22 protein-coding genes and 1 tRNA gene are annotated in these 23,020 nt (G+C 60.2%); 18 read left to right on the forward strand and 5 right to left on the reverse strand.

Features of this window, described 5'->3' with window-relative positions; genetic code table 11:
• The first annotated feature begins 40 nt into the window (after positions 1-40).
• The 4 genes from ACA057_RS12370 (at position 41) to ACA057_RS12385 (ending at position 4,734) form a co-directional block, all read left to right on the forward strand.
• Positions 41-1,282, forward strand: a complete 1,242-nt coding sequence (locus tag ACA057_RS12370) for a sugar ABC transporter substrate-binding protein (RefSeq protein ID WP_497348687.1) — start codon at positions 41-43, stop codon at positions 1,280-1,282.
• Positions 1,283-1,367: 85 nt separating this feature from the next.
• Positions 1,368-2,879, forward strand: a complete 1,512-nt coding sequence (locus tag ACA057_RS12375) for a sugar ABC transporter ATP-binding protein (protein ID WP_497348689.1) — start codon at positions 1,368-1,370, stop codon at positions 2,877-2,879.
• The gene (locus ACA057_RS12380) at positions 2,872-3,927 is read left to right on the forward strand and encodes an ABC transporter permease (RefSeq protein ID WP_169369562.1); all 1,056 of its coding nucleotides are present in this window, start codon (positions 2,872-2,874) and stop codon (positions 3,925-3,927) included. The genes ACA057_RS12375 and ACA057_RS12380 overlap by 8 nt, the downstream gene beginning before the upstream one ends.
• Before the next feature lie 126 nt (positions 3,928-4,053).
• Positions 4,054-4,734 (forward strand): GntR family transcriptional regulator, encoded by a 681-nt coding sequence (locus tag ACA057_RS12385; RefSeq protein WP_169369564.1) that lies wholly within the window; start codon positions 4,054-4,056, stop codon positions 4,732-4,734.
• A 73-nt stretch (positions 4,735-4,807) separates the two neighbouring features.
• Here the strand turns inward: ACA057_RS12385 and ACA057_RS12390 are convergent, their stop codons facing one another.
• Both ACA057_RS12390 and ACA057_RS12395 read right to left on the reverse strand, forming a co-directional pair.
• Positions 4,808-5,824 (reverse strand): zinc-binding dehydrogenase, encoded by a 1,017-nt coding sequence (locus ACA057_RS12390; protein ID WP_497348692.1) that lies wholly within the window; start codon positions 5,822-5,824, stop codon positions 4,808-4,810.
• A 1,044-nt stretch (positions 5,825-6,868) separates the two neighbouring features.
• Positions 6,869-6,956: transfer RNA gene (locus tag ACA057_RS12395), tRNA-Ser, on the reverse strand.
• Positions 6,957-7,079: 123 nt separating this feature from the next.
• On the opposite strand from ACA057_RS12395, the gene ACA057_RS12400 reads away from it, so the two are divergent.
• Positions 7,080-7,751: a Bax inhibitor-1/YccA family protein gene (locus ACA057_RS12400; RefSeq protein ID WP_008006561.1), complete on the forward strand. Its 672-nt coding sequence runs from the start codon at positions 7,080-7,082 to the stop codon at positions 7,749-7,751.
• 65 nt (positions 7,752-7,816) lie between these two features.
• Here the strand turns inward: ACA057_RS12400 and ACA057_RS12405 are convergent, their stop codons facing one another.
• Positions 7,817-8,254, reverse strand: coding sequence for an Lrp/AsnC family transcriptional regulator (locus tag ACA057_RS12405; protein WP_090183345.1), 438 nt, complete (start codon positions 8,252-8,254; stop codon positions 7,817-7,819).
• A 135-nt stretch (positions 8,255-8,389) separates the two neighbouring features.
• On the opposite strand from ACA057_RS12405, the gene ACA057_RS12410 reads away from it, so the two are divergent.
• Entirely contained in the window at positions 8,390-9,280 is an 891-nt protein-coding gene (locus ACA057_RS12410; RefSeq protein WP_497348694.1) for a DMT family transporter, read from the forward strand.
• 30 nt (positions 9,281-9,310) lie between these two features.
• Here the strand turns inward: ACA057_RS12410 and ACA057_RS12415 are convergent, their stop codons facing one another.
• Positions 9,311-10,351: an FUSC family protein gene (locus ACA057_RS12415; RefSeq protein WP_497348696.1), complete on the reverse strand. Its 1,041-nt coding sequence runs from the start codon at positions 10,349-10,351 to the stop codon at positions 9,311-9,313.
• Positions 10,352-10,398: 47 nt separating this feature from the next.
• Positions 10,399-12,024, reverse strand: a complete 1,626-nt coding sequence (locus ACA057_RS12420; RefSeq protein WP_497348698.1) for an NADP-dependent glyceraldehyde-3-phosphate dehydrogenase — start codon at positions 12,022-12,024, stop codon at positions 10,399-10,401.
• Positions 12,025-12,283: 259 nt separating this feature from the next.
• Here ACA057_RS12420 and ACA057_RS12425 point away from each other — a divergent pair, with 259 nt between their 5' ends.
• From ACA057_RS12425 to imuA, 12 genes are all read left to right on the forward strand, one after another.
• Positions 12,284-13,171 carry a Dyp-type peroxidase gene (locus ACA057_RS12425; protein ID WP_497348700.1) on the forward strand — a complete coding sequence of 296 codons (888 nt, stop codon included), beginning with the start codon at positions 12,284-12,286 and terminating at the stop codon, positions 13,169-13,171.
• Positions 13,172-13,187: 16 nt separating this feature from the next.
• Positions 13,188-14,153 carry a Gfo/Idh/MocA family protein gene (locus ACA057_RS12430; RefSeq protein ID WP_497348702.1) on the forward strand — a complete coding sequence of 322 codons (966 nt, stop codon included), beginning with the start codon at positions 13,188-13,190 and terminating at the stop codon, positions 14,151-14,153.
• Between the two features lie 131 nt (positions 14,154-14,284).
• Complete coding sequence (locus ACA057_RS12435) at positions 14,285-15,037, forward strand: GntR family transcriptional regulator (protein WP_497348704.1); 753 nt, start codon at positions 14,285-14,287, stop codon at positions 15,035-15,037.
• Entirely contained in the window at positions 15,034-16,764 is a 1,731-nt protein-coding gene (locus tag ACA057_RS12440) for a fumarate reductase/succinate dehydrogenase flavoprotein subunit (protein ID WP_497348706.1), read from the forward strand. The genes ACA057_RS12435 and ACA057_RS12440 overlap by 4 nt, the downstream gene beginning before the upstream one ends.
• Positions 16,765-16,790: 26 nt before the next feature.
• Positions 16,791-17,036, forward strand: a complete 246-nt coding sequence (locus tag ACA057_RS12445; protein WP_497348708.1) for a 4Fe-4S dicluster domain-containing protein — start codon at positions 16,791-16,793, stop codon at positions 17,034-17,036.
• A gap of 161 nt (positions 17,037-17,197) precedes the next feature.
• Complete coding sequence (locus ACA057_RS12450; RefSeq protein ID WP_497348710.1) at positions 17,198-18,604, forward strand: ABC transporter substrate-binding protein; 1,407 nt, start codon at positions 17,198-17,200, stop codon at positions 18,602-18,604.
• A 136-nt stretch (positions 18,605-18,740) separates the two neighbouring features.
• Positions 18,741-19,523 carry an ABC transporter permease gene (locus tag ACA057_RS12455; RefSeq protein WP_497348712.1) on the forward strand — a complete coding sequence of 261 codons (783 nt, stop codon included), beginning with the start codon at positions 18,741-18,743 and terminating at the stop codon, positions 19,521-19,523.
• On the forward strand, positions 19,523-20,371 hold the full coding sequence (locus tag ACA057_RS12460; RefSeq protein ID WP_497348714.1) for an ABC transporter ATP-binding protein: 849 nt from the start codon (positions 19,523-19,525) through the stop codon (positions 20,369-20,371). The genes ACA057_RS12455 and ACA057_RS12460 overlap by 1 nt, the downstream gene beginning before the upstream one ends.
• Complete coding sequence (locus ACA057_RS12465; protein ID WP_497348716.1) at positions 20,368-21,330, forward strand: HEAT repeat domain-containing protein; 963 nt, start codon at positions 20,368-20,370, stop codon at positions 21,328-21,330. Before ACA057_RS12460 ends, ACA057_RS12465 begins: the two co-directional genes overlap by 4 nt.
• A complete protein-coding gene (locus tag ACA057_RS12470) occupies positions 21,327-21,614 on the forward strand; it encodes a DUF971 domain-containing protein (protein WP_497348718.1) in 288 nt (95 codons plus the stop codon). Before ACA057_RS12465 ends, ACA057_RS12470 begins: the two co-directional genes overlap by 4 nt.
• A gap of 166 nt (positions 21,615-21,780) precedes the next feature.
• A complete protein-coding gene (gene lexA / locus ACA057_RS12475; protein WP_497348720.1) occupies positions 21,781-22,398 on the forward strand; it encodes a transcriptional repressor LexA in 618 nt (205 codons plus the stop codon).
• The gene (gene imuA, locus ACA057_RS12480; RefSeq protein ID WP_497348722.1) at positions 22,398-23,015 is read left to right on the forward strand and encodes a translesion DNA synthesis-associated protein ImuA; all 618 of its coding nucleotides are present in this window, start codon (positions 22,398-22,400) and stop codon (positions 23,013-23,015) included. Before lexA ends, imuA begins: the two co-directional genes overlap by 1 nt.
• Positions 23,016-23,020 lie beyond the last annotated feature (5 nt).

Raw genomic sequence — 23,020 nt, forward strand, 5'->3', positions numbered from 1 at the left:
GCATCACCGATCAAAATCAGCGCACTGGAGAATAATAATTATGAAGCTGTCAGCTGTTCGTTCGATCACCACATTGGCCCTGGCGAGCCTCATCGGCACCCACGCCTGGGCGGCTCCCAAACATGAAATCTACAGTTTGATACCTAACACCGCATTGTCGGGCGTGATTGATCCTGACATGCCGGATCGCACCTCGATCAACAAAGCCTTGCCACTGAAAAAGAAGGGCGAGCGTTTGCGTATCGGCTGGACTGAAATCACCCTCGGCAACCCCTGGTTTGTCTCGATGATCGACGACTCGAAAACCATCGCGAAGAAGTACAACTACGATATTGAGCTGCAAGTGGCTGACAGCGATGTCGCCAAGCAGAGTGCCCAGGTCGATAACTTCATCACCCTGGGCGTCGATCTGATCGTGATTGACCCAACCGATGTTCTCGGTTCGGTATCGGATGTCGAGCGGGCGGTGGCGGCCGGGATTCCGGTGATCACCGTCGGTACCGCCCCGGACGCACGCGCGCCGGTGATCACCACCAGCACCGGCAATCCGTACGGCAGTGGATTCGAGGCAGGGCGTTACGTTGCGGCCAAGACCGATCCGGCCAAGGTGATCAACGCCGCCATGGTCATTGGGGTGATGGGCAACTCGACCTCCGAAAGCCGCCTCAACGGCATGATCTCCGGGATCGTTTATGCGCGCTCGCAAGAGCGGAAGCTGGGACTTTCCAAAGAAGACGCAATGCTCAAGGGCTTCAAACTGTTCCAGCAGGTCAAGGCCAAGGGCAGCTTCAGCTGGTCGGAAGGTGGCTTCAACGTACTCGCCTGGGGTCGTGGTGACTGGACCGAAGAGGGTGGGCTGGCGGCCACGGAAGACATCCTTTCGTCCCAGGGTGACAAACTCAATCTGGTCTTGGCAGAGAACGACTTCATTGCCATTGGCGCGATCAATGCCCTGGAAAATGCCGGTAAGAAAAACAGCGTCATGGTCGCTTCCGCCGCCGGCAGCTTTCGCGTGGCGCTGGGCTTGATCAAGCAAGGCAAGTTGCTGGTAAGTGCCACCAACAGTGGTTCGGAAACCGGTGTGGCCGCCATCGAGTTGATCCACCAGATTCTCGACAAGGGACTGGATGCCAACAACCTGCCGTTAGCGTCGTACTTCCCGGTCACGCTGATCACACCGGACAACGTCGACACCTACATCAAGGCCGACAGCTTGCCGCCATCCACCGAAACCGTCCCGCCGTTCCGCTCCATCGAGCAGATCAAAACCGCGATGAAGTAATTTCGCACGATTGAACCGGCCTGGGGCTGCTGTGTTTGACGGCGGCCACAGCTCGAATGGCGACAGTTTATAGACGGTGAACACAATGAACGCGATGCACAAACCTGCCGTAGAGATGCTCGACATCTCGAAAAAGTTCGGAGGTATCAGTGCCCTGAACAGCGCGAATTTTTCGGCCCGTGCGGGGGAAATCCACGCACTGATGGGCGAGAACGGTGCCGGCAAATCAACCTTGATGAAGATTCTTTCCGGGGCCTATGTGCGTGATGCCGGAGGGGTCAGCCTGAACGGCGAGAAAGTCGATATTCGCAAACCCGGCGATGCGCTCAAGCTGGGTATTTCGATCATCTACCAGGAGTTCGCCCTGGCCCCGCATTTATCGGTGGCCGAGAACATCTGCATCGATGATCTGGGCAAGAGCAAGGGGTTTGTCCAGTGGGCCGCCATGCGCAAAAAAGCTCGGGCGATTCTCGATGAACTGGGTTTCAGCGATATCGATGTGCGCCAGTCGGTTGGTAGTTTGCCGGTGGCATACCAGCAAGCAGTGGAGATCTGCAAGGCACTGTCGCGTAACTCATCGGTGCTGGTCTTCGACGAGCCGACGGCAGTGCTTACCTCCCATGAGGCCGAGAAGCTGTTCAAAATCCTCGATGAATTGCGCCGCAAAGGCGCGTGCATCGTTTATGTCTCGCACCGCATGGATGAAATTTTCCGGATCTGCGATCGCGCCACGGTGCTCAAGGACGGCAAGACGGTCGGCACACTGGAACTGGCTGACATTACCGAGCGTGGCTTGATCGAGATGATGATTGGTCGCGAACTGAGTGACCTGTTCCCGCCGCGCCCTCCATGCATCGGCGAGGTGTTGCTGAAGGTCGAGCACCTGTGCGCGGGACGTCTGGTGCGCGATGTGAGCTTTGAGGTACGGGCGGGAGAAGTCCTCGGCTTTTGTGGGCTGGTCGGTGCCGGACGTACCGAAACCATGCGCGCGATCTTCGGGGCTGATCGGAAAACCTCCGGCGCGCTGTACCTCGATGGCCGGGAGATACACAACCGAACACCACGGGAAGCTATTACCAACGGCATCGGCCTGTTGCCCGAGGACCGCAAGCAACAAGGCGTGTTGCTGGAGATGTCTATACGGGTCAACGGCGCGCTGCGTCCCGACAGCCCTTATACCGGGCGTATGGGTTGGATTGCCAATGGCCGGGAGACCCAGGGTATCGAAGCCTTGCGCCAGCAACTGGCGGTCAAGACGCATTCGATCGAGCAGTTGGTCGGTGACCTGTCAGGGGGTAATCAACAGAAAGTCGCCCTGATGAAGTGGGTCGATGCGGGCTGCCGCGTGCTGATTCTCGACGAGCCTACCCGTGGCGTAGATGTTGGCGCGAAAACGGAAATCTACCGGGTCATCAATGACCTCGCTGAACAGGGCGTGGCGATCATCATGGTCTCTTCGGAAATGATTGAAATCATCGGCATGTGTGATCGCGTGCTGGTGATGCGAGAAGGCGCGATCGCTGGCGAACTGGTGGGCGAGCGCATTAAAGAACAAGAAATGATTTGCCTGGCAATGGGAGTCGAGCACCATGAGTAACCCTAATTCCAAGCTGGCCACGGCCGAGCTTTTGCAGGAAAACAATCACGCTCGAGAAAGCCGGGCAGGCCGTCGTTCGTTACAGCGTCTGTTTCTAGAACACAACGCGCTGGTGATGCTGGTGGTACTGGCCGTCGTCGCCAGCGTGCTCTCGGCGGACTTCTTCACGTATCAGAACCTCGGCAACCTGTTGCGCCAATTGACGCCGTTGCTGCTGGTCAGCATCGGCATGTTGATTGTGATCCTGACAGCGGGCATCGATTTGTCCGTTGCCTCGGTCGCTGCCGTGGGTGGAATCGTGGTTGCGATGACCCTCAATGTGCTTCCGGTTGAAGGTGGTTTCGGGTTACTGCTGGCTGTGGCGATTGCGGTGGCGGCCGGTGTCCTGATGGGGCTGGTGACAGGCACCTTTATCGCGTACTTCCGCATGGCCCCTTTTATCGCGACCCTGGCCATGATGACGGTTGCTCGTGGCCTTGCGTTCATCCTGTCCAACGGTCAGCCACAACGGCTGGATGACAGACTGGTCAGTGCCCAGCTGTTACGTGATTTCGGCCGGTTGGCCGACGGCGTGCTGGGGATCCCGTGGCCGGTGTGGCTGGCGGGGCTGGTGACGGTGGTATTTGCCTTGATCCTACGCTACAACGCCTATGGCCGCCTGACCATTGCCAGTGGCAGCAATGAAACCGCTGTGCGCCTGGCGGGTATTCCGGTGGAGCGCTACAAACTGGCCGCCTATGGTATTTGCGGCGGCCTGGCAGCATTGGCCGGGGTGGTGATTGCTTCGCGCTCAGGTGTAGCCACACCCAGCGCCGGCATGGCCCTGGAACTGGACGCCATCGCCGCTTGCGTAATCGGAGGGGCACTGCTGTCCGGTGGCAAAGGCACGATTTTCTACACCGTCGTGGGTGTGCTGGTGTTGGGGTTGATCGGCAACATCATGAACTTGCTGAGTGTGCCGGCCTATCCACAACAGATCATCAAAGGCGCGATTATTGTCATCGCGGTGTTGTTGCAAGGCGTCGGTCGGCGCGATGCACGCATATAAGCAAGTCGTCAGCCGGAGTGGCAGGCGCAAGTTGATGATGTATGATGCGTTATCGACGTTTCAGGTCGGCAGATTCACAAGTCTGTCGCCCGACGCACAGTAATCGACCATGGAGATCGAGTAACAGTGACCGTGCATAAGCCCATTGATAAAGGCAACTTGAGCGAACGGGTGTATTCCATCATCCGCACCGCGTTGATGGACGGGCAATACCAACCCGGAGACCGGTTGCGCATCAGCACACTGGCCGAAGAATTCGGTGTTTCGATCACCCCCGTGCGGGAAGCTATTTTCCGTCTGGTCAGCGACCATGCGCTAGACATGAAAGCCGCGACCTCGATTTATGTGCCTGAGCTGACGGTCAGCCAGTTGCGTGAAATCCAGCTGATCCGCCATTTGCTGGAAGGCGAGGCGGCGGGTGTAGCGGCCCAGCGGATCACCCGACCTGAACTGGAGAAACTCGAAGCCATTCAGGATGCGTTCCAGAAAGCGGTAACGGTCGATTACAAACAAGCGGCGTTGCTCAACCGGGAGTTTCACTTCGGGTTGATCTCTGCGGCACGCATGCCCGTGGTGTCGAAAACACTCGAAAATATGTGGGTTATCATGGGGCCGCTGCTGAGCCGGTTTCACGCCGAGGTCCCCAAGCGGGAGCTGGCCAGTGCCAAACACAAGCATTTCGAAGTGCTGGAAGGTTTGCGCACCCGCGACTCGACCAAGGCCAAAGACGCGCTGCAAGCGGACATCGCTTGGGGTGAGCTGATGATCGATTGGCTGGAGAAAAAGGAAAATCTCGCGGAGGTATAACCAGAGCGCCTCCGTTCGGTCATGCTGATCTGTCGCCCGAGGGCTCCCTAAAAGAGCCTCGGGCGATTTCTTTTTACGGCTGTCCGGAAGGCGTGACGCCTGACTCGTTCAACAGGGCAATCCATTTTCCACCTTCGCCACCTTGCTTGAGAGCCAGCAGGGCTTCAGGAAGGTTACGAAAATCAAAGATTCGACGTTCAGGTACGGTCAGGCGACCGCCCAGCATGCTTTCGAGGAGGTGTTCGCCAGCGTCTCGAAGCAGTTGTCGATCGCCCAGGCTTGCGTAGGAATGGAAGCTGTTGAGCGCAACCTCATGCAGGGAAATCGCGGTGCTGAAGGCCGGCAACGGTGCAGTTTCCTGCCGATCCTGAATACACACCAGATGACCGTTGTAACCCAGCAAAGGTGCCAGGGCCGCCGCATGCGCGCCACTGACAGTATCGAATACAACCTTGAGGCGACGCTCACCCAGGCTCGCTTGAAGGTTTTGCTGCCAGTTGCGATCCTGGTAGTCGAACACGCCAACGGCACCCAGCGCTTTTAAGTTCGCATGATGCTTTGTGGCCGCCGTTGCCCACACTCGGCAACCACGTTGTACTGCCAGTTGCACTAATAGCAGGCCCACCGCGCCACCGGCACCGACCACCAACATATCGCTCGGCCCGCTAACCGGTACTTTGTTTAATGCTTGCCAGGCGGTCAGGCCGGGGCAGGGGAGCGACGCGGCGATGGCGTCATCGAGCGCGGCCGGTACCGTCATGACGGTCGCGGAATCGAGCAAACAGAACTCGGCAAAACTGCCATCGCGTTCCAGTGACTGGTGATACGCCACGCGAGTCCCTGGTTTGATTGGAACTCCGGCACCGCAGGCAACCACAACGCCCATGCCATCCACGCCGGGCACATGGCCGGTCTTCCATGTCGGATGGCCCCACTCGATGATTTTCCAGTCCACCGGGTTAAGCGCCAGCGCTCGGTTGGCAATCAGAACCTCGCCCGGGCCAGGTTGCACAAGGGGTTTGCGGATCAGTTGTAATCCGTAGATACCTTGACCAGCGGTCCAGGACCAGGCGGCGAAATCAGCGTGCATCGTGAGTCCTCATGAAAGGCCGGATTGAAGCTATTTCAATCTGGTAACAGGCTTCGAGTGGTCATGGGTGCGCCACACTTAAGTCCGGTAGTATCCCTTCAGGCATCCATGGGGAGAACGTTGATTTACGCAAAGGTATTGTGATCAGGAATCATCAATTAACTCGACGTAATTCTAGGTACCACTGATTATTCATGTTTGCTGTCGATCAACACTGAGTCGTTGGCTGGCAGTTGCTCATCACTGTGTACTTTGCTTTTTGTCGGGACGATTTTATTCAGCAGCAGGGCGATCAGCGGTCCGACGCCGAGGGTGCGGAGTTTTATTATCCCGCGTCGCCCTCCAGGAAGGCCCTAAGCAATTCCACTTGAGGCTCTTGCTGACTCGCCATTGGGATCAGCGCACGCCGCTCGAGCGGATCTTATCTCATTCTGAAAAAACCTCTATTTCTACAAACCACTCATTTTCTAATCTGAATACTGAACTAGCAGATGTCGAGTCCGATGGCAGGGTGCTGGTACCGGAATTCGCAGATCAGGCGTGGTAGTACCAGATCGCTGACCAGACCTGTGTAGCCAATTCGCAACGACCAACGATGCTGCGTTCTACCTGTCGACTCGCCCCCCCGGCTCCTGCCAGCATTTGCATTGCCTCATCCAGCTTGTCGAGAAACACCTGGCCGTACCATCACAGCAGCACGACTTCATTGCATGAGTCCTTGCAGGCTCCGCTGTCTTGGTAAGACACCGCGCATCTACAGTCAATTCGGATAGGACACGCCGCCTTGTCCAACCATGACAGGCTCGAACAGCCCCCGTCTCTGTGAGCGTCGCGGTTGTCCACGCTGCGGGCTAATGCCCGAATGTAGAGTTCGGAAAACCGATTCTTTAGGGCTGTCACTACAGGCAGAGATCGTTCGGAAACCAGCCGCTGGTCGAAAAGTGATACTTCATCCAAGGTGTGGGCTGAAGTGTGGGCTGGCAGATTGGCCAAAAGCCAGAAACGAAAAAGCCCTGAATAATCAGGGCTTTGTCGGTACAAATATGGCGGAGGCGATGGGATTCGAACTCATGGACCTGTTACAGTCGACGGTTTTCAAGACCGTTGCCTTAAACCACTCGGCCACACCTCCGTTTGCGTTGCGGGCGCCATAATACCTGAATGAAACACACTGTCAAACTCTCTGCATAGCTTGTTACAGGGCGTCTGTTATGATCTTTGCGACTGAACGTTTCAAACCAACAGGAGTGTCGCCATGCGCGAACAGGATTACGCAGTTAATAACAGCGTGCAGGCTGAGCAGCTAGAGGTTAGCCGCGTCCTGCGCAACACTTACGGCTTACTCGCACTCACTCTCGCATTCAGCGGCGTGATGGCGTTTGTCGCTCAGCAGATGCGTGTCGGTTACCCGAATATTTTCGTGGTGCTGATCGGCTTCTACGGCCTTTTCTTCCTCACCAACAAACTCCGTGATTCGGCTTGGGGCCTGGTGTCGGCATTTGCCCTGACCGGTTTCATGGGTTTCCTGCTCGGCCCGATCCTCAACCGTTACCTGGGCATGCAGGGCGGTGCTGAAGTCGTGAGTTCGGCTTTCGCGATGACTGCGCTGGTGTTCGGCGGTCTGTCGGCCTATGTGCTGATCACTCGCAAGGACATGAGCTTCCTCGGTGGTTTCATCACCGCAGGCTTCTTCGTGCTGCTGGGTGCGACGCTGGCGAGCTTCTTCTTCCAGATCAGCGGTCTGCAACTGGCGATCAGCGCAGGTTTCGTGTTGTTTTCCTCGGTCTGCATTCTGTTCCAGACCAGCGCCATCATTCACGGCGGCGAGCGCAACTACATCATGGCGACCATCAGCCTGTATGTATCGATCTACAACCTGTTCGTCAGCTTGTTGCAACTGTTCGGCATCATGAGCCGCGATGATTAATCGACAGCCTTGAGTAAAAAACCCGCCACGGCGGGTTTTTTATTGCCTGCGATTCGGCTGGCGGGTTACGCCATCGGTGGCAAGCGGCGTTTGACCGGGGTTTTCTTGACGATCGCCGTGTTGGTTTCGGCGTGGGTGTTAAGGCGGTCGAGCAGGGTGTCGAGTTGTTCCATCGAGCGCACATGCAGGCGAGCGATGAAGCAGTCGTCGCCGGTTACCTTGTCGCACTCGGTAAATTCCGGGATGGCCTGGATCTGCCGTTCCACTTCCTGCAACTGGCCTGGCAGCGGGCGGATGCGCACGATGGCCTGCAGTTGATAGCCGAAGCACTTGGGATCAATCTCGACGGTGTAGCCCTTGAGCACGCCGCGCTCTTCCAGCCGGCGCAAACGCTCGGCGACGCTGGGCGAAGACAGGCCGCTGATGTTCGCCAGGGCCTTGAGCGAGCGCCGCGAGTCTTCCATCAATGCGCTGATCAGCACTTGGTCGATGTCGTCGGTCATGGCAAATCCCCTATTAGGCCGTTCATTGAAATCGCCTTGATAAAAAAGGCAGAAATCGAGTTTAGCCTGATTTTTGCGCTGGAGAAGGCACTCGGCGGATTGGCATACTTTGGCCTCAAACACAGGAGTCTGATGATGGACAAATCAATTCGTCACGGGTCATTCGAAATGACCGCCGCCATGCTGATCTCCGGGACCATCGGCTGGTTCGTGCTGGTGTCCGGGCAACCGGTGCTGGACGTGGTGTTCTGGCGCTGCGTGTTCGGCGCCGGCACCTTGTTGCTGATTTGCGCGGCATTCGGCTTCCTGCGCCCCGGCATTTTGACCCGCACCACCTTCCTGCTGGCGGTGCTCAGCGGCGTGGCGATTGTCGGCAACTGGGTGCTGTTGTTCGCGTCGTACTCCCGCGCCTCGATTGCCATCGGCACGGCGGTGTACAACGTTCAGCCGTTCATGTTGGTGGGGTTGGCCGCGCTGTTCCTGAACGAGAAAATCACCCTGCAGAAACTGTTCTGGCTGGGCATCTCGTTTCTGGGGATGTTAGCGATTGTCAGCGCGCATGGCGGACAAGGCGAAAGCGGCAATAATTACCTGATGGGTATCGCATTGGCGCTGGGCGCCGCGTTCCTCTACGCGGTTGCCGCGTTGATCATCAAGCGCCTGACCGGTACGCCACCGCATTTGATCGCGCTGATCCAGGTCACCACCGGGGTCCTGCTGCTCGCCCCCTTCGCGCACTTTTCCGCACTGCCGCAAGCGCCGAGTGCCTGGGCCAGCCTGGTGACCCTGGGCATCGTGCACACCGGTGTGATGTACGTGCTGCTCTACGGCGCGATTCAAAAACTGCCGACGGCACTGACCGGTGCGCTGTCGTTCATCTACCCGATTGCGGCCATTTTCGTTGACTGGTTTGCCTTCGGCCATCGCCTGGAGCCGCTGCAATGGATCGGCGTCGCCGCGATTCTGCTGGCCGCCGCCGGGATGCAACAGGGCTGGAGCCTGAAGTTTCGGCGAGTCGCCGTCTAACGCATAACCCCTGTAGGAGCGAGGCGGGTGTCAGATGTTCCAGCGCGGTGCCGTCTTGGCCAGTCGCTGGCGCATCTCGCCGATGTTGGCCGCCAGTTGCCGGACCAGCAATCGGTAGCCGTCCAGAGGGCTGTACACCGGTGTATCCAAAGTTGAGTCCGACGGCAGTTCAACAGGCCGACTGAGCCGCTGGGTCACGCCGGATTTCAGCGCTCGGGCCATACCGATCAGTTGCACGCGAACCAGCCGATGCTCGGTTTTCAAGGCCGATTGCAGATGGGCCATGGCCTCGGGATCATTGGCGTCCGGTCGGGTGTTGCCGAGGATTTCCAAGGTGCTGACGCACATCCGTAGGTGGCGCTGGATGGCGTCGAGTTCGGTCATGGAAATCCGCACTTCCTTGGACACCGACGGCATCAGCGAGCGCAGTTGCACCATCACGGTGTTCAGGCGGCCCACGAGTTTGTGGTGTTCGTCGTCGCTGACCGATTGGCCATTGATGATGCGTCCATAAATCGTCGCGCAATCGCGCAAGGCATCGGCCAGGTTGTAGCGCCACGAATAAACCGCGTAGAGCGGCAGGGCGAAGGAAAACGCCAGGGCCAGGGCGATGCCGATCAGGATGTCGACCCCGCGCCACAACCCGTCGGTGATCGGGTTGTCACCATGCCCGGCGACAATAAACACGGTAATCGCCGACAGCAGCGCGGTGTAACCGCCCTTGCCGATGGCGTGGTACGAGAAGAACCCGCAGACCACGGCCATCGCGAAATAGGTCAGCCATGGCAACCCGAGCCAGGCTTGTTGCGCCACCAGCAGTAAGCCGACGCCCGCGCCGATCAAGGTGCCGATGGCGCGCTCGGCGGCTTTTTTGCCGATGTTGCCGTGATGCTGCAAGCCGCCGATCACCACCAGCATCGTCACCGAAGCCCACTCGCCGTGGGGCAGGTTGATCCCGGTGGTCAGCAGAATCGTGGCCAGCAACCCCAGCGACACTCTGACCGCATGGATAACCCGGGCGTGGCGATAACGCCGATACGGGTCCAGCAACGGACGCAGTAACCGGCGCATCAACGGTGGCAGTCGGTTGGCTCTGAATGTACTCAGGCTCGGTCTCCTCAGAAGATGTAATCGGTGGTCAGGAAGCTCGAACTGCGGCCGCTGATGATCTCGCTGATCAGCTCCTTGTTGGTCTCCTGGAACTTGGTCGCCACCAGAGTGCGGATCGAAAACACCCGCAGCGCGTCATGCACCGACAACGTGCCTTCGGCGGAGTTTTTGCGACCGTTGAACGGGAAGGTGTCCGGGCCGCGCTGGCACTGGGCGTTGAGGTTGATCCGGCCGACCTGGTTGGCGAAGGTGTCCACCAGCCGACCGACCGCCACCGGGTTGGTGCCGAAGATACTCAGCTGCTGGCCGAAGTCCGATTCCAGGACGTAATCGATCACCGTGTCGAGATGACGGTACGGCACGATCGGGATGACCGGGCCGAACTGTTCTTCCTGATAAACGCGCATTTGCGGGGTCACCGGGTACAACACGGCGGGGTAGAAGAATGACGCGCGGGCTTCGCCGCCGTTGGGATTGACCACGGTCGCGCCTTTGCTGACCGCGTCCGCCACCAGCGAGTGCAGGTAGTCGACCTTGCTCGACTCCGGCAGCGGTGTCAGGGCTACGCCACTGTCCCACGGCATGCCCGGTTTCAACGCGGCCAGTTTGGCGTTGAATTTCTCGATGAAGGCGTCGACCACGTCTTCGTGGACGAAGAGGATTTTCAGCGCGGTGCAGCGCTGACCGTTGAACGACAATGAGCCGGTGAGCGCTTCGCTGACCGCATTGTCCAGATCGACCTCCGGCAACACGATGCCGGGGTTCTTCGCATCCAGCCCCAGTGCCGCGCGCAAGCGGTGCGGTTTTGGATGGAGTTTTTTCAGGTCGCTGGCGGCCTTGTTGGTGCCGATGAAGGCAAAAATATCGATCTTGCCACTGGCCATCAGCGCGCTGACAGTCTCGCGGCCGCTGCCGTAGATGACGTTGATGACGCCGGGCGGGAAGCTGTCACGGAAGGCCTCCAGCAGTGGGCGAATCAACAGCACGCCGAGCTTGGCCGGTTTGAACACCACGGTGTTGCCCATGATCAACGCCGGAATCAGCGTGGTGAAGGTTTCGTTCAGCGGGTAGTTGTAAGGCCCCATGCACAACGCTACGCCCAGCGGTACGCGGCGGATCTGGCCGAGCGTGTCCTGTTCCAGTTCGAAACGGCTGGAGCGACGGTCGAGTTCCTTGAGGGCGTTGATGGTGTCGACGATGTAGTCGCAGGTGCGGTCGAACTCTTTTTCCGAGTCCTTGAGGTTCTTGCCGATTTCCCACATCAGCAGCTTGACCACGGCTTCGCGCTGTTCGCGCATGCGCCGCAGAAACGCTTCGACGTGCTGGATGCGTTCGGCCACGCGCAGGGTCGGCCAAAGGCCCTGGCCCCGGTCATAGGCGCGGACGGCGGCGTCGAGGGCAGTCAATGCGGTGTCGGCATCCAGCAGCGGCGTGCTGCCGAGGATCACTTGTTCGTCGCCCTTTTCGCCGGTCAGGTACACCGGGCTACGGACTTGGGCGAGGGGGCCATTCCAGGTTTTCAGTTCACCGTCGACCAGGTATTCACGCTGTTCGGTCTGGCCGTCGAGGCGGTATTTTTCCGGGATGTCGCTTGCATCGGGAAACAGGTTGCCAAGGATATGTGCTGTGGTCATGTCGCTACCCCATGTGTGATGTCAGCCATGCATTGGCGGCTTGCAGTTGCGAATGTCACTTGAAAGGTTATACGCCTTAATGGCTCGACTTTTTAACTGGTATTGAGCGCTGATGGGCAGAGTAGAGGGCTGGAGGTCTGGATCTTGTGCCTCAAGCGTAGACTGCTTTGCCCGCTTGTTGAAACGTGATCTTTTGACCTGGGAACACACAACGGCCGACGCTGCGGTTAAACTTCGCGCTCTTTCTAAAGGAGTTCATATGAGTTACTACCAGCCGGGCATTCTCGCCACCCCCGTTCCGCCTCAAGCCCGTCATATGTTCTTCGCCCTCGAATCCGCCGCTGCATTGCCAGCGGCGCTCGACAAATTGCAGGGGTTGGTGGACGGGAAGTCGGCGGTGGTCGGTTTCGGTGAATCCCTGGTAAAAGCCCTGCATGGCCACATCGAAGGCCTGCGTCCGTTTCCGGCGCTGACCGGTGTCGGCGTCGACAACCCGTCGACCCAACACGCGCTGTGGTGCTGGTTGCACGGTGTCGACCGTGGCGAATTGCTCAATCGCAGCAACGCCATTGAAGCCGCGCTGGCGCCGGCCCTGCGCCTGGTGCAGATGAACGAAACCTTCCGCCACCTCACCGGCCACGACCTGACCGGCTACGAAGACGGCACCGAAAACCCGCACGACGAAGCCGCCGTGGCCGCCGCGTTGGTGGGTGAGGGCGCTGATGGTACGGTCGGTGGCAGCTTCGCCGCGATCCAGCAATGGCAGCACGACCTGAAAGGCTTCCACGCGATGCCGTCCCATGAGAAGGACAACATCATGGGCCGTCGCTTGAGCGACAACGAAGAACTCGACGACGCGCCGATCTCCGCCCACGTCAAACGCACCGCCCAGGAAAGCTTCGCCCCCGAAGCGTTCGTGGTCCGTCGCTCTATGCCGTGGATCGAAGGTGAGCGCGCTGGCCTGATGTTCCTGGCGTTCGGTTTCTCCCTCGACGCCTTCGAAGCCCAACTGCGGCGCATGAGCGGTCTGGAAGACGGCATCACCGACGGTTTGTACCGCATCAGCCGCCCGATCACTGGCGGCTATTACTGGTGCCCGCCACTCAAGGACGGTCATCTGGACCTGCGCGCATTGCGCGTCGGCTAACGATCAAGGAGTGACTATGAACGTGGTGCGCTGGGGCATGATTGGTTGCGGGGATGTCACCGAACGCAAGAGCGGGCCGGCCTTCTACAAGGCACCTGGCTCGGCGCTGGTGGCGGTGATGGGGCGACGGCTGGACGCGGTCAGCGATTATGCCGCGCGCCATGGCATCGCCAGGTTCTACACCGACGCTGAAGCGTTGATCAATGATCCAGAGGTCGACGCGGTGTACATCGCCACGCCACCGGCCAGTCATCACGTTTATGCCTTGAGGGTGGCCGCCGCCGGCAAACATTGCTGCGTCGAAAAACCCATGTCGCTGAACGCCGGGCAAAGCCTGGAGATGCAAACGGCCTTTGCCGAGGCCGGCCTGCATCTGTTCGTTTCCTACTACCGACGTTCGCTGCCGCGCTTTCAGCAAGTGCGGCAGTGGCTTGAGGAAGGGCGGATCGGTGAGGTCCGGCACCTGACCTGGAGCTTGATCAAAACCCCATCGGCCGATGATCTCAACGGCGCCCACAACTGGCGCACCGATCCGGTGATTGCCGGCGGTGGGTATTTCGCCGACCTGGCCAGCCATGGCTTTGACCTGTTTCAGTATTTGCTCGGGGACATCGTCGACGTTGCCGGGTTTACCGCGCAGCAGGCCGGGTTGTATGCCGCTGAAGATGCCGTCAGCGCCAGTTGGCGGTTTGCTTCGGGCGCGTTGGGCATGGGCTGCTGGAACTTCGTTGCGGATCGCCGCGAAGATCGGGTCGAGGTGATTGGCAGCCAAGGGCGGATCAGTTTTGCCGTGTTTGATGAACAGCCGGTGGTGCTGGAAGCCGATGAAACACTCAGCCTGCACATCGACAATCACGCGCACATTCAGTGGCATCACGTGCTGGGCATGAACGCGCACATTCGGGGTGAGGCGCTGCACCCGGCGGTGGCGGAACAAGCGCTGAAAACCGATCGGATAATGGACCAGATCCTCAAACGCTAACGCAGCCTCGCAGCCTCGACAGCTGCTACACGGCTGCGCGTGAATCTAACCTTATGCTTAAACAATATTTCTCAACCCCCGCACTGTCTCTCTAAGATCACGTCATAACTCGTTATAACAAGTGATCTTCCATGACCGATAACGTTCTATCCCTTGGCAGCGTCCCGCTGTACACCCAACTGCGGGATGTGTTGCGCACCCGTATCCTCGACGGCGAATACCCGCAAGGCAGCCAGATGCCTTCGGAAAGTGAGCTGGGGGCGCTGTTCAAAGTCAGCCGCATCACCGTGCGCCAGGCCCTCGGCGATCTGCAAAAGGAAGGGCTGATTTTCAAGATCCATGGCAAAGGCACCTTCGTTGCCAAGCCGAAAACCTTCCAGAACGTCAGCACCTTGCAAGGCCTGGCCGAGTCCATGACCGGTCGCGGCTACGAAGTGATCAACCGCCTGCGAAGCTTCAAATTCATCGCCGCCGACAAACTCGTCGCCGAGCGTTTGCAGGTTGCCGAAGGTGAAACCGTGGCGCAGATCAAACGCGTACGGCTGATCAATCGCGAGCCGATCTCGCTGGAAATCACCTACTTGCCCAAAGACATCGGTGAGCGTCTGGAAAAGGCCGATCTGGTCACCCGCGACATCTTCCTAATCCTGGAAAACGACTGTGGCCTGACCCTCGGTCATGCCGATCTGGCCATCGACGCGGTGTTGGCCGACAGCGACCTGACCCAGGCCCTGAACGTCGAAACCGGCTCGCCGATCATGCGCATCGAGCGTCTGACCCACGACGCCGAAGGCCGGCCAGTGGACTTCGAACACCTTTACTACCGTGGCGATGCCTTCCAGTACCGCCTGCGGATCGACCGGCAAAAAGGGGAGCAGGCATGACGCGCAGCACGTTGGAACAGGAATACGACATCGTCGTGATCGGCGGCGGCACCGCAGGTCCCATGGCAGCGATCAAGGCCAAGGAACGCAACCGCGATTTGCGCGTGTTGCTGATCGACAAGGCCAACGTCAAGCGTAGCGGCGCGATCAGCATGGGCATGGACGGCCTGAACAACGCGATCATTCCCGGCCACTCGACGCCGGAGCAGTACACCAAGGAAATCACCATCGCCAACGACGGCATCGTCAATCAGGCGGCGGTCTACGCCTATGCGACCCACAGCTTTGAAACCATCGAGCAACTGGATCGCTGGGGAGTGAAGTTCGAGAAGGACGAAACCGGCGACTACGCGGTGAAAAAGGTCCACCACATGGGCGCCTACGTGCTGCCGATGCCGGAAGGACACGACATCAAAAAAGTCCTGTACCGCCAGTTGAAACGGGCGCGGGTGAGCATCACCAATCGGCTGGTTTGCACGCGCTTGCTGACGGACGAAGAGGGCGCGGTCAACGGCGTGATGGGTTTCGACTGCCGCACGGCGGACTTCCACGTGATCAAGGCCAAAGCCGTGATCCTTTGCTGCGGCGCCGCCGGACGCCTGGGTTTGCCTTCCTCGGGTTACCTGATGGGCACCTACGAAAACCCGACCAATGCCGGCGACGGTTACGCCATGGCTTATCACGCCGGCGCCGAGCTGGCGAACCTCGAATGCTTCCAGATCAACCCGTTGATCAAGGACTACAACGGCCCGGCCTGCGCCTATGTCACCGGTCCATTGGGCGGCTACACCGCCAACAACAAAGGTGAACGCTTCATCGAATGTGACTACTGGAGCGGGCAGATGATGTGGGAGTTCCACCAGGAACTCGAAAGCGGCAATGGCCCGGTGTTCCTGAAGCTCGATCACCTGGCCGAGGAAACCATCCAGAACATCGAAGAGATCCTGCACAGCAACGAACGCCCGAGTCGTGGCCAGTTCCACGCCAATCGCGGCACCGATTACCGCACGCAGATGGTCGAGATGCACATCTCCGAAATCGGTTTTTGCAGCGGGCATTCGGCGTCGGGGGTGTGGGTCAACGAAAAGGCTGAAACCTCGGTCAAGGGTTTGTACTCGGCGGGCGATATGGCCGCCGTGCCGCACAACTACATGCTCGGCGCGTTCACCTATGGCTGGTTTGCCGGCACCAATGCGGCGGATTTTGTCGCCAGACGCGAGTTTTCAAGCGTCGATGCCGAGCAGATCGAAACGGAAAAACAAAGGGTCTACGCGCCACTGGATCGGGAACACGGTCTGCCACCGGCCCAGGTCGAGTACAAGCTGCGGCGCTTCGTGAACGACTACCTGCAACCGCCGAAAGTGACCAAGAAGATGCAAATAGGCCTGCAACGCTTCAGCGATATCCAGCGTGATCTCGATCAGATCAAGGCCCACAACGCCCACGAACTGATGCGCGCCATGGAAGTCAGCATGATCCGCGACTGCGCCGAAATGGCCGCCCGCGCTTCGCTGTTCCGCGCCGAAAGTCGCTGGGGGCTTTACCACTATCGGGTCGATCACCCGCAACGCAACGACAGCGACTGGTTCTGCCATTGCCATCTGAAGAAGGACGAAAACGGCCAGATGAGCAGCTTCAAGAAAGCCGTCGAGCCTTACATCATCCCGCTGGATGCCGATGAAATGCAGGCCTACGACCGGCTGCGGGTCGGTGCCTTTGCGGCCTGAGCAACACACCAGAGAGAGACCGCGAAATGGCCTATCAACCCCAGGAAATCTTCTTCCGTTCCAACGCCCCCGTCACGGTCGACGAGGACCTGTGCATCGCTCACAAGGGCTGCACCGTGTGCGTCGACGTCTGCCCGATGGATTTGCTGGCGATCAACCCGGCAACACAAAAGGCCTACATGGCCTTCGACGAATGCTGGTACTGCATGCCGTGTGAAAAGGACTGCCCGACCGGGGCGGTGAACGTCGAAATCCCTTATTTACTGCGGTGACTGAAAGGACGCCATCGCTGGCAGGCCAGCGATGAGGCCCACCCAGACAACCCAAAGCTATCCGGCAACACCGGACGCCTGATTCAAACACCCCTCGTTTCCCACCACGCCCTGATCGTGGCGGAGACGAACATCCAATAAATGATTCGAGGGGAATACCCATGTTATTGCGTGCAGCATTTGCCGGTCTGGTACTGGCCTCATTCACCTTGTCGGCCTCGGCCGAAACCATCCGCATTGCCATCGGCACCCAGGACACCACGATCAACTGCGCTGCGGGCGGTCTGTTGATTCGTGAGCTCGGTTTGCTCGACAAATACCTGCCACACGATGGCCAATACAAAGACGCGAAATACGAGGTGGAGTGGAAGAACTTCACCAGTGGCGCGCCCCTGACCAACGAGATGGTCGCCGGCAAACTCGACTTCGGCGCCATGGCTGATTTCCCCGGTTCGTTCAACGGCGTGGCGTTCGAAACCGCCGGCAAGCACAGCCTGTTCATCAGCGTGCTCTCGGGCAGCATCAAGGGCAGTGGCAACGGCATCGTCGTGCCGAGTGCTTCGGGCGTGCAGTCTCTGGCGGAATTGAAGGGCAAGACCATTTCCGTGCCGTTCGCCTCCACGGCCCATGGCATGTTGTTGCGGGCGGTGGCGTCCCAAGGCTGGGACCCGCTCAAAGACGTGAACATCATCGCCCAGCCACCGGAAGTCGCCGGCTCGGCGTTGCAGGCCGGGAAGATCGATGCCCACGCCGACTTCGTGCCGTTTGCCGAACTGTTCCCGAGCCGTGGTTTCGCGCGCAAGATTTATGACGGTTCCCAGGCCGGTGCGCCGACGTTCCATGGCGCGCTGGTGGATCAGAGCTACGCGAAAAAGTACCCGGAAATAGTCGTCGCTTACCTGCGCGCCAGTATCGAAGCCAACCAGTTGCTGGCGGCTGAACCGGAGAAGTACAGCGAGTTGATCGCCAAGGTCACCGGTGTCGACGCCGAGGTCAATTACCTGTTCCACGGTCCGCTCGGTGTGCAGACCCGCGACCTGAGCTGGAAGCCGGAATACCGTCAGGCCGTCGGCACGGCCATCGACACGCTCAAGCTGCTGAAGAAGGCTGATCGCGGTCTCGACCTCAACACCTTCATCGACGACCAATACATCCGCGCCGCGTTCAAGGCCTCGAACCTGGACTACACCGCGCAACTGGCCAACTACGCACAGACGCCGCTCACAGCGGTGGATGCGGTCAGCGGCAAGGCCATCACCGACGTCAGCCATGTGGCCGAGATCTGGGTGCGGGGCGAGCCGAAAGTTCGTCAATACGCCTCGGCGGAATCGGCGTTCAGCGCGTTGGCCAGCCTGAAGCAGGAAGGCAAAAACATCCGCGCGGTGTATGCCCAGGCGTCTGACAGCGGGATCAAGTTGCTGGCCGATCAAGCGTGGTTTGCCAGCGATGCGAAAGGCCGCCTCAGCGCGTTCTTGCTCAAAGGCCAGGCCCAGCAGTTCGCAACGGCCCAGGGCGGAAAAGTCTTCGACTTCACCGACGCCACCACCCAGGCCGTCGCCGCTCGCTAACCCTTGGGCCACTGAAATTCCCTGTGGGAGCGGGCTTGCCCGCGATGAGGCCAGACCAGTCGACATCAATGTCGCCTGACCCACCGCTATCGCGGGCAAGCCCGCTCCCACAGGTTTTGAGTTGAGAGGAGGATTTGTGTACCGATCATATCCACGCTGGATTCCAAGAACCGTATCGTTGCTGTTCTGCCTCCTGTTCTGGCAACTCGCCGCCAGCCACCACTGGAACCTTGGCCTGGTCACCTTCGCCAACGTTCCGACGCCGCTGGCAGTCATCGAAGCGGCGCTCGGCCTCGGCGACTCGGGCAAGCTCGCCCAACACCTGAGCAGCAGCCTCAGCCGAGTCTTCGCCGGTTACCTCGCGGCGCTGGTGATCGGGATCGCGTTGGGCCTGGCGATCGGTCGCTCGAAATGGGCCGAAGACTTATTGCTGCCACCCCTGGAAGTCCTGCGCCCGATCCCCGCAGTGGCCTGGATTCCCTTGGCTATCTTGATGTTCCCTTCGTCAGAACTGTCGATGGTTTTCATCACCTTCACCGGTGCGCTGTTCCCGATCCTGCTCAACACCGTGCACGGCGTCGAAGGCGTCGACCCACGGCTGATCGCCTCGGCGAAAAGCCTTGGGGCAGGGCGCCGGGCGATTCTGCTGGAGGTGATTTTGCCGGGCGCCGCGCCGAGCATCATCACCGGGCTGGCCATCGGCATGGGCACCTCATGGTTCTGCCTGGTGACCGCCGAAATGATCTCCGGCCAGTACGGCATCGGCTATTACACCTGGGAGTCCTACACCATTCAGAACTACGCCGACATCGTGGTCGGCATGTTGCTGATCGGCGTCCTCGGGATGGGCAGCAGCCTGCTGATCAAACGCCTCGGCGGGCTGTTCACGCCTTGGCATCGACCACGAGGAAAAGCCTGATGAGCGTGATGCAAACCCCTGAAGGGCGGATCGACATCCGCCAATTGTCCATCGTCCTCGGTGAAGGCCCGCAGGCGTTCGAGGCCGTCCAGGGCCTGGACTGCCAGATCGAACCGGGGCAATTCGTGTGCATTCTCGGGCCGTCCGGTTGCGGTAAATCCACCTTGCTCGGCGCGCTGGCCGGACACCTGCAAGCCAGCACCGGCAGCCTGAAAGTCGATGGCGCGCAGGTCTCCGGTCCATCGCCCCAGCGCGGCATGGTATTCCAGCAGCACACGCTGTTCCCTTGGCGCACGGTGCGCGACAACGTCGCGTTCGGCCTGAAAATGCGTGGCATCGGCAAATCCGAGCGGCATCAAGCTGCCGACGAAATCCTCGCTCTGGTAGGCCTCGAAGGCTTTGCCGATCGCTGGCCCGATCAGCTGTCCGGCGGCATGCAGCAACGGGTAGAAATCGCCCGGGTGCTGATCAACCGTCCGCGCCTGTTGCTGATGGACGAACCCTTCGGTGCCCTTGATGCCCTGACGCGACTGAACATGCAGGAACTGCTGCTGGACATCTGGACGCGGATTCGCACCACCGTGGTGTTCGTCACCCATGACATCGACGAGGCGCTGTTCCTCGCCGATCGCCTGCTGGTCATGAGCACACGCCCCGGCCGCATCATCGAAGACCTGCGCCTCGATTTCCCCCGGCCACGCACCACCGAACTGGTCACCCGCCACGAGTTCTCCTGCTTGAAGCGTCACTGCCTCGAGCTGCTGCGTCACGAAGACGGTCGGCAGTTACCCCGCCTGAACCCTCTCGGACTTCCCCCTGAAAACAAACTGCCGCGATTTGCCCTATGACCTCTCTATTCGATGTAACCGATAACGACGACATTCTGGCCCTGCAACCACGCCTGACCGACGAAGACCCCGGCGTGCGCCGCATCGCGCTGATCGAACTGGCCGACCTCGAAGAGCCGGACGGCCTGCTTTGGCTGGTCGACCGACTGGCCCGGGACCCGACCGAAGACGTGCGTGCCGAAGCCGCGCGCCTGCTGGAAGCCTGGGAGGATGAACCGGTGGTGGCAGCGCTGTGCCAGGCGCTGACCGATCCATCGTCGGCCGTGCAAGGCGCCGCCGCGCAGAGCCTGAGCCTGCTCAAGAGTGAGGCGGCGGGCCGGGTGATTCTGCCGTGGACCGGGCATGCCGACATCAGCGTGCGCATCGCTGCGTTCCGGGCCTTGCGCGAGCTGCGCTTTCCCGATGCTGCCGAGGTGGCAATCGTGGCGTTGACCGATGCAGACGCCGGTGTTCGCCGTGAGGCGGTCGGCGTACTCGGCTGGCTCAAGCAACTCGATGCCTTGCCGGCCTTGGCGCGCTTGGCCAGTGACGACCCGGACACCGAAGTCCGCCGCGCCGCCACCGGTGCCCTCGGCCTGGCGTCGGACGATCAAGTGCTGCCGGCATTGCGCCAGGCGCTGCAGGACCACGCCTGGCAAGTGCGCGAAGAAGCCGCGACGACTCTGGGAAAGGTCGGCCACAGCGATGCAGGCCCGGCCCTGGTCGAAGCCTTGAGCGACGATTACTGGCAAGTGCGCCTGCGCGCTACCCGCAGCCTCGGTCGTTTGCATTACGTGCCGGCTCTCGACGCGCTGATCGACACCCTCGGCCACCGCATCAGCAACTTGCGCAAGGAAGCGGCCCTGGCCCTCGGCGAATTGAACGATAAAGGCGCCATCGCGCCGTTGCAGGCCGCGCAGGATGACGGCGACCCGGAAGTGCGCAAAGCCGTGCGCATTGCCTTGAGCCAGCTGCAATGAACCCGCTGGCGATCGGCAATTCCCAGAGCAAACAGCAACTGCGGCTGAACTGGCCCGATGGTCGCGAGCAATGGCTGGATCACGCTGAGTTGCGCCGCCAATGCCCGTGCTCGCAATGCCGGGCGTTTCGGTTGCAGGGGTTGAGGGTGAAAGTCGATGAGCGCATTCGTGTCGTTGAACTCAATTCCCAAGGCTATGGCCTGCAACTGATCTTCAGCGACGGCCACGAACGCGGCATCTATCCCTGGCCCTACCTGGCACAACTCACCCCCGAAAATGACTAATCCCCTGTGGGAGCGGGCTTGCCCGCGATAGCGTCGTGTCAGGCGACATCTATGTTGAATGAGAAATCGCTATCGCGGGCAAGCCCGCTCCCACAAGGGGACACCACAAGGTCTGAGGTTTGGGCTGACTGGCGGTTCTTGCCAGGAAAACGCCAAAAGAGTACAAATGTACTCCATGACGACTCTGACTCCCCGCCGTACCGCCATCCTGACCTTTATCCGCGATCGCATCGCCGAGCACGGTCAGTCTCCGAGCCTCGCTGAAATCAGCGAGGCGTTCGGTTTCGCCTCCCGCAGCGTGGCACGCAAGCATGTGCTGGCGCTGACCGAAGCCGGTTTCATCGAGGTCAACCCTAATCAGGCCCGGGGCATTCGTTTGCTGGGGCAACCGGCGCGCCCCGAACTGCTGGACATTCCCGTGCTGGGTCGAGTGGCGGCCGGTGCGCCGATCGGGGCCGATGCCGAGGTCCACAGCCGCTTGATGCTCGATCCGGCGATCTTCTCCCGGGTGCCGGACTACATGCTGCGGGTCCAGGGCGACTCGATGATCGAGGACGGCATTCTCGACGGCGACCTGGTGGGCGTGCACCGCAACCCCGAGGCGGTCAACGGTCAGATCGTCGTGGCGCGCCTCGACGGTGAAGTCACCATCAAGCGCTTCGAGCGGGTCGGCGACGCTGTCCGCCTGTTGCCACGCAACCCGGCCTATAAGCCGATCATTGTTCGCGCCGATCAGGACCTGGCCATCGAAGGGGTGTTCTGCGGCCTGGTGAGGCAAGGGTGATGGGCGCCGTCGTTGCGCTGGATACGCTGTTCAATGGCGGCCAGGTCTGGAAGGGCCGGCCTGCGCCACCGGCTGTCAGCCCGCAACCCACCGGGCATGCCGCGCTGGATGCGGCGTTGCCGACCGGTGGCTGGCCGGAAGCGGCGCTGACCGAAATCCTCCTGGCCGGGCAGGGCGTGGGCGAGTTGCAACTGGTGTGGCCGGCGCTGGCGCGGTTGTCGGCGGCGGGCGAGCGCATCGTGCTGGTGGCGCCGCCTTACGTGCCGTATCCCCAGGCATGGCAAAACGCCGGGGTCGATCTGCGCCAGTTGTCGATCATCCAGGCCAGCGAGCGCGATGCGTTGTGGGCGGCGGAACAATGCCTGCGTTCGGGCAGTTGCGGCGCGGTGTTGTGCTGGCCGCATAAGGCCGATGACCGTGCGTTGCGGCGTTTGCAGGTGGCGGCGGAAACAGGCTCGACCCTGGCGTTTGCCTATCGCTCGCTCAATGAAGCGGTCAACCCCTCGCCAGCGGCGTTGCGCATTGCCATCGATGCCAAACCTGCGCAATTGCGCGTGCTCAAGTGTCGAGGCGGGTTGGCGCGTTCGGCGCCAATTGCCTTTGCCATGGGGCATTGAGGTTG

It is taken from the genome of Pseudomonas sp. LBUM1661 (assembly GCF_059695925.1).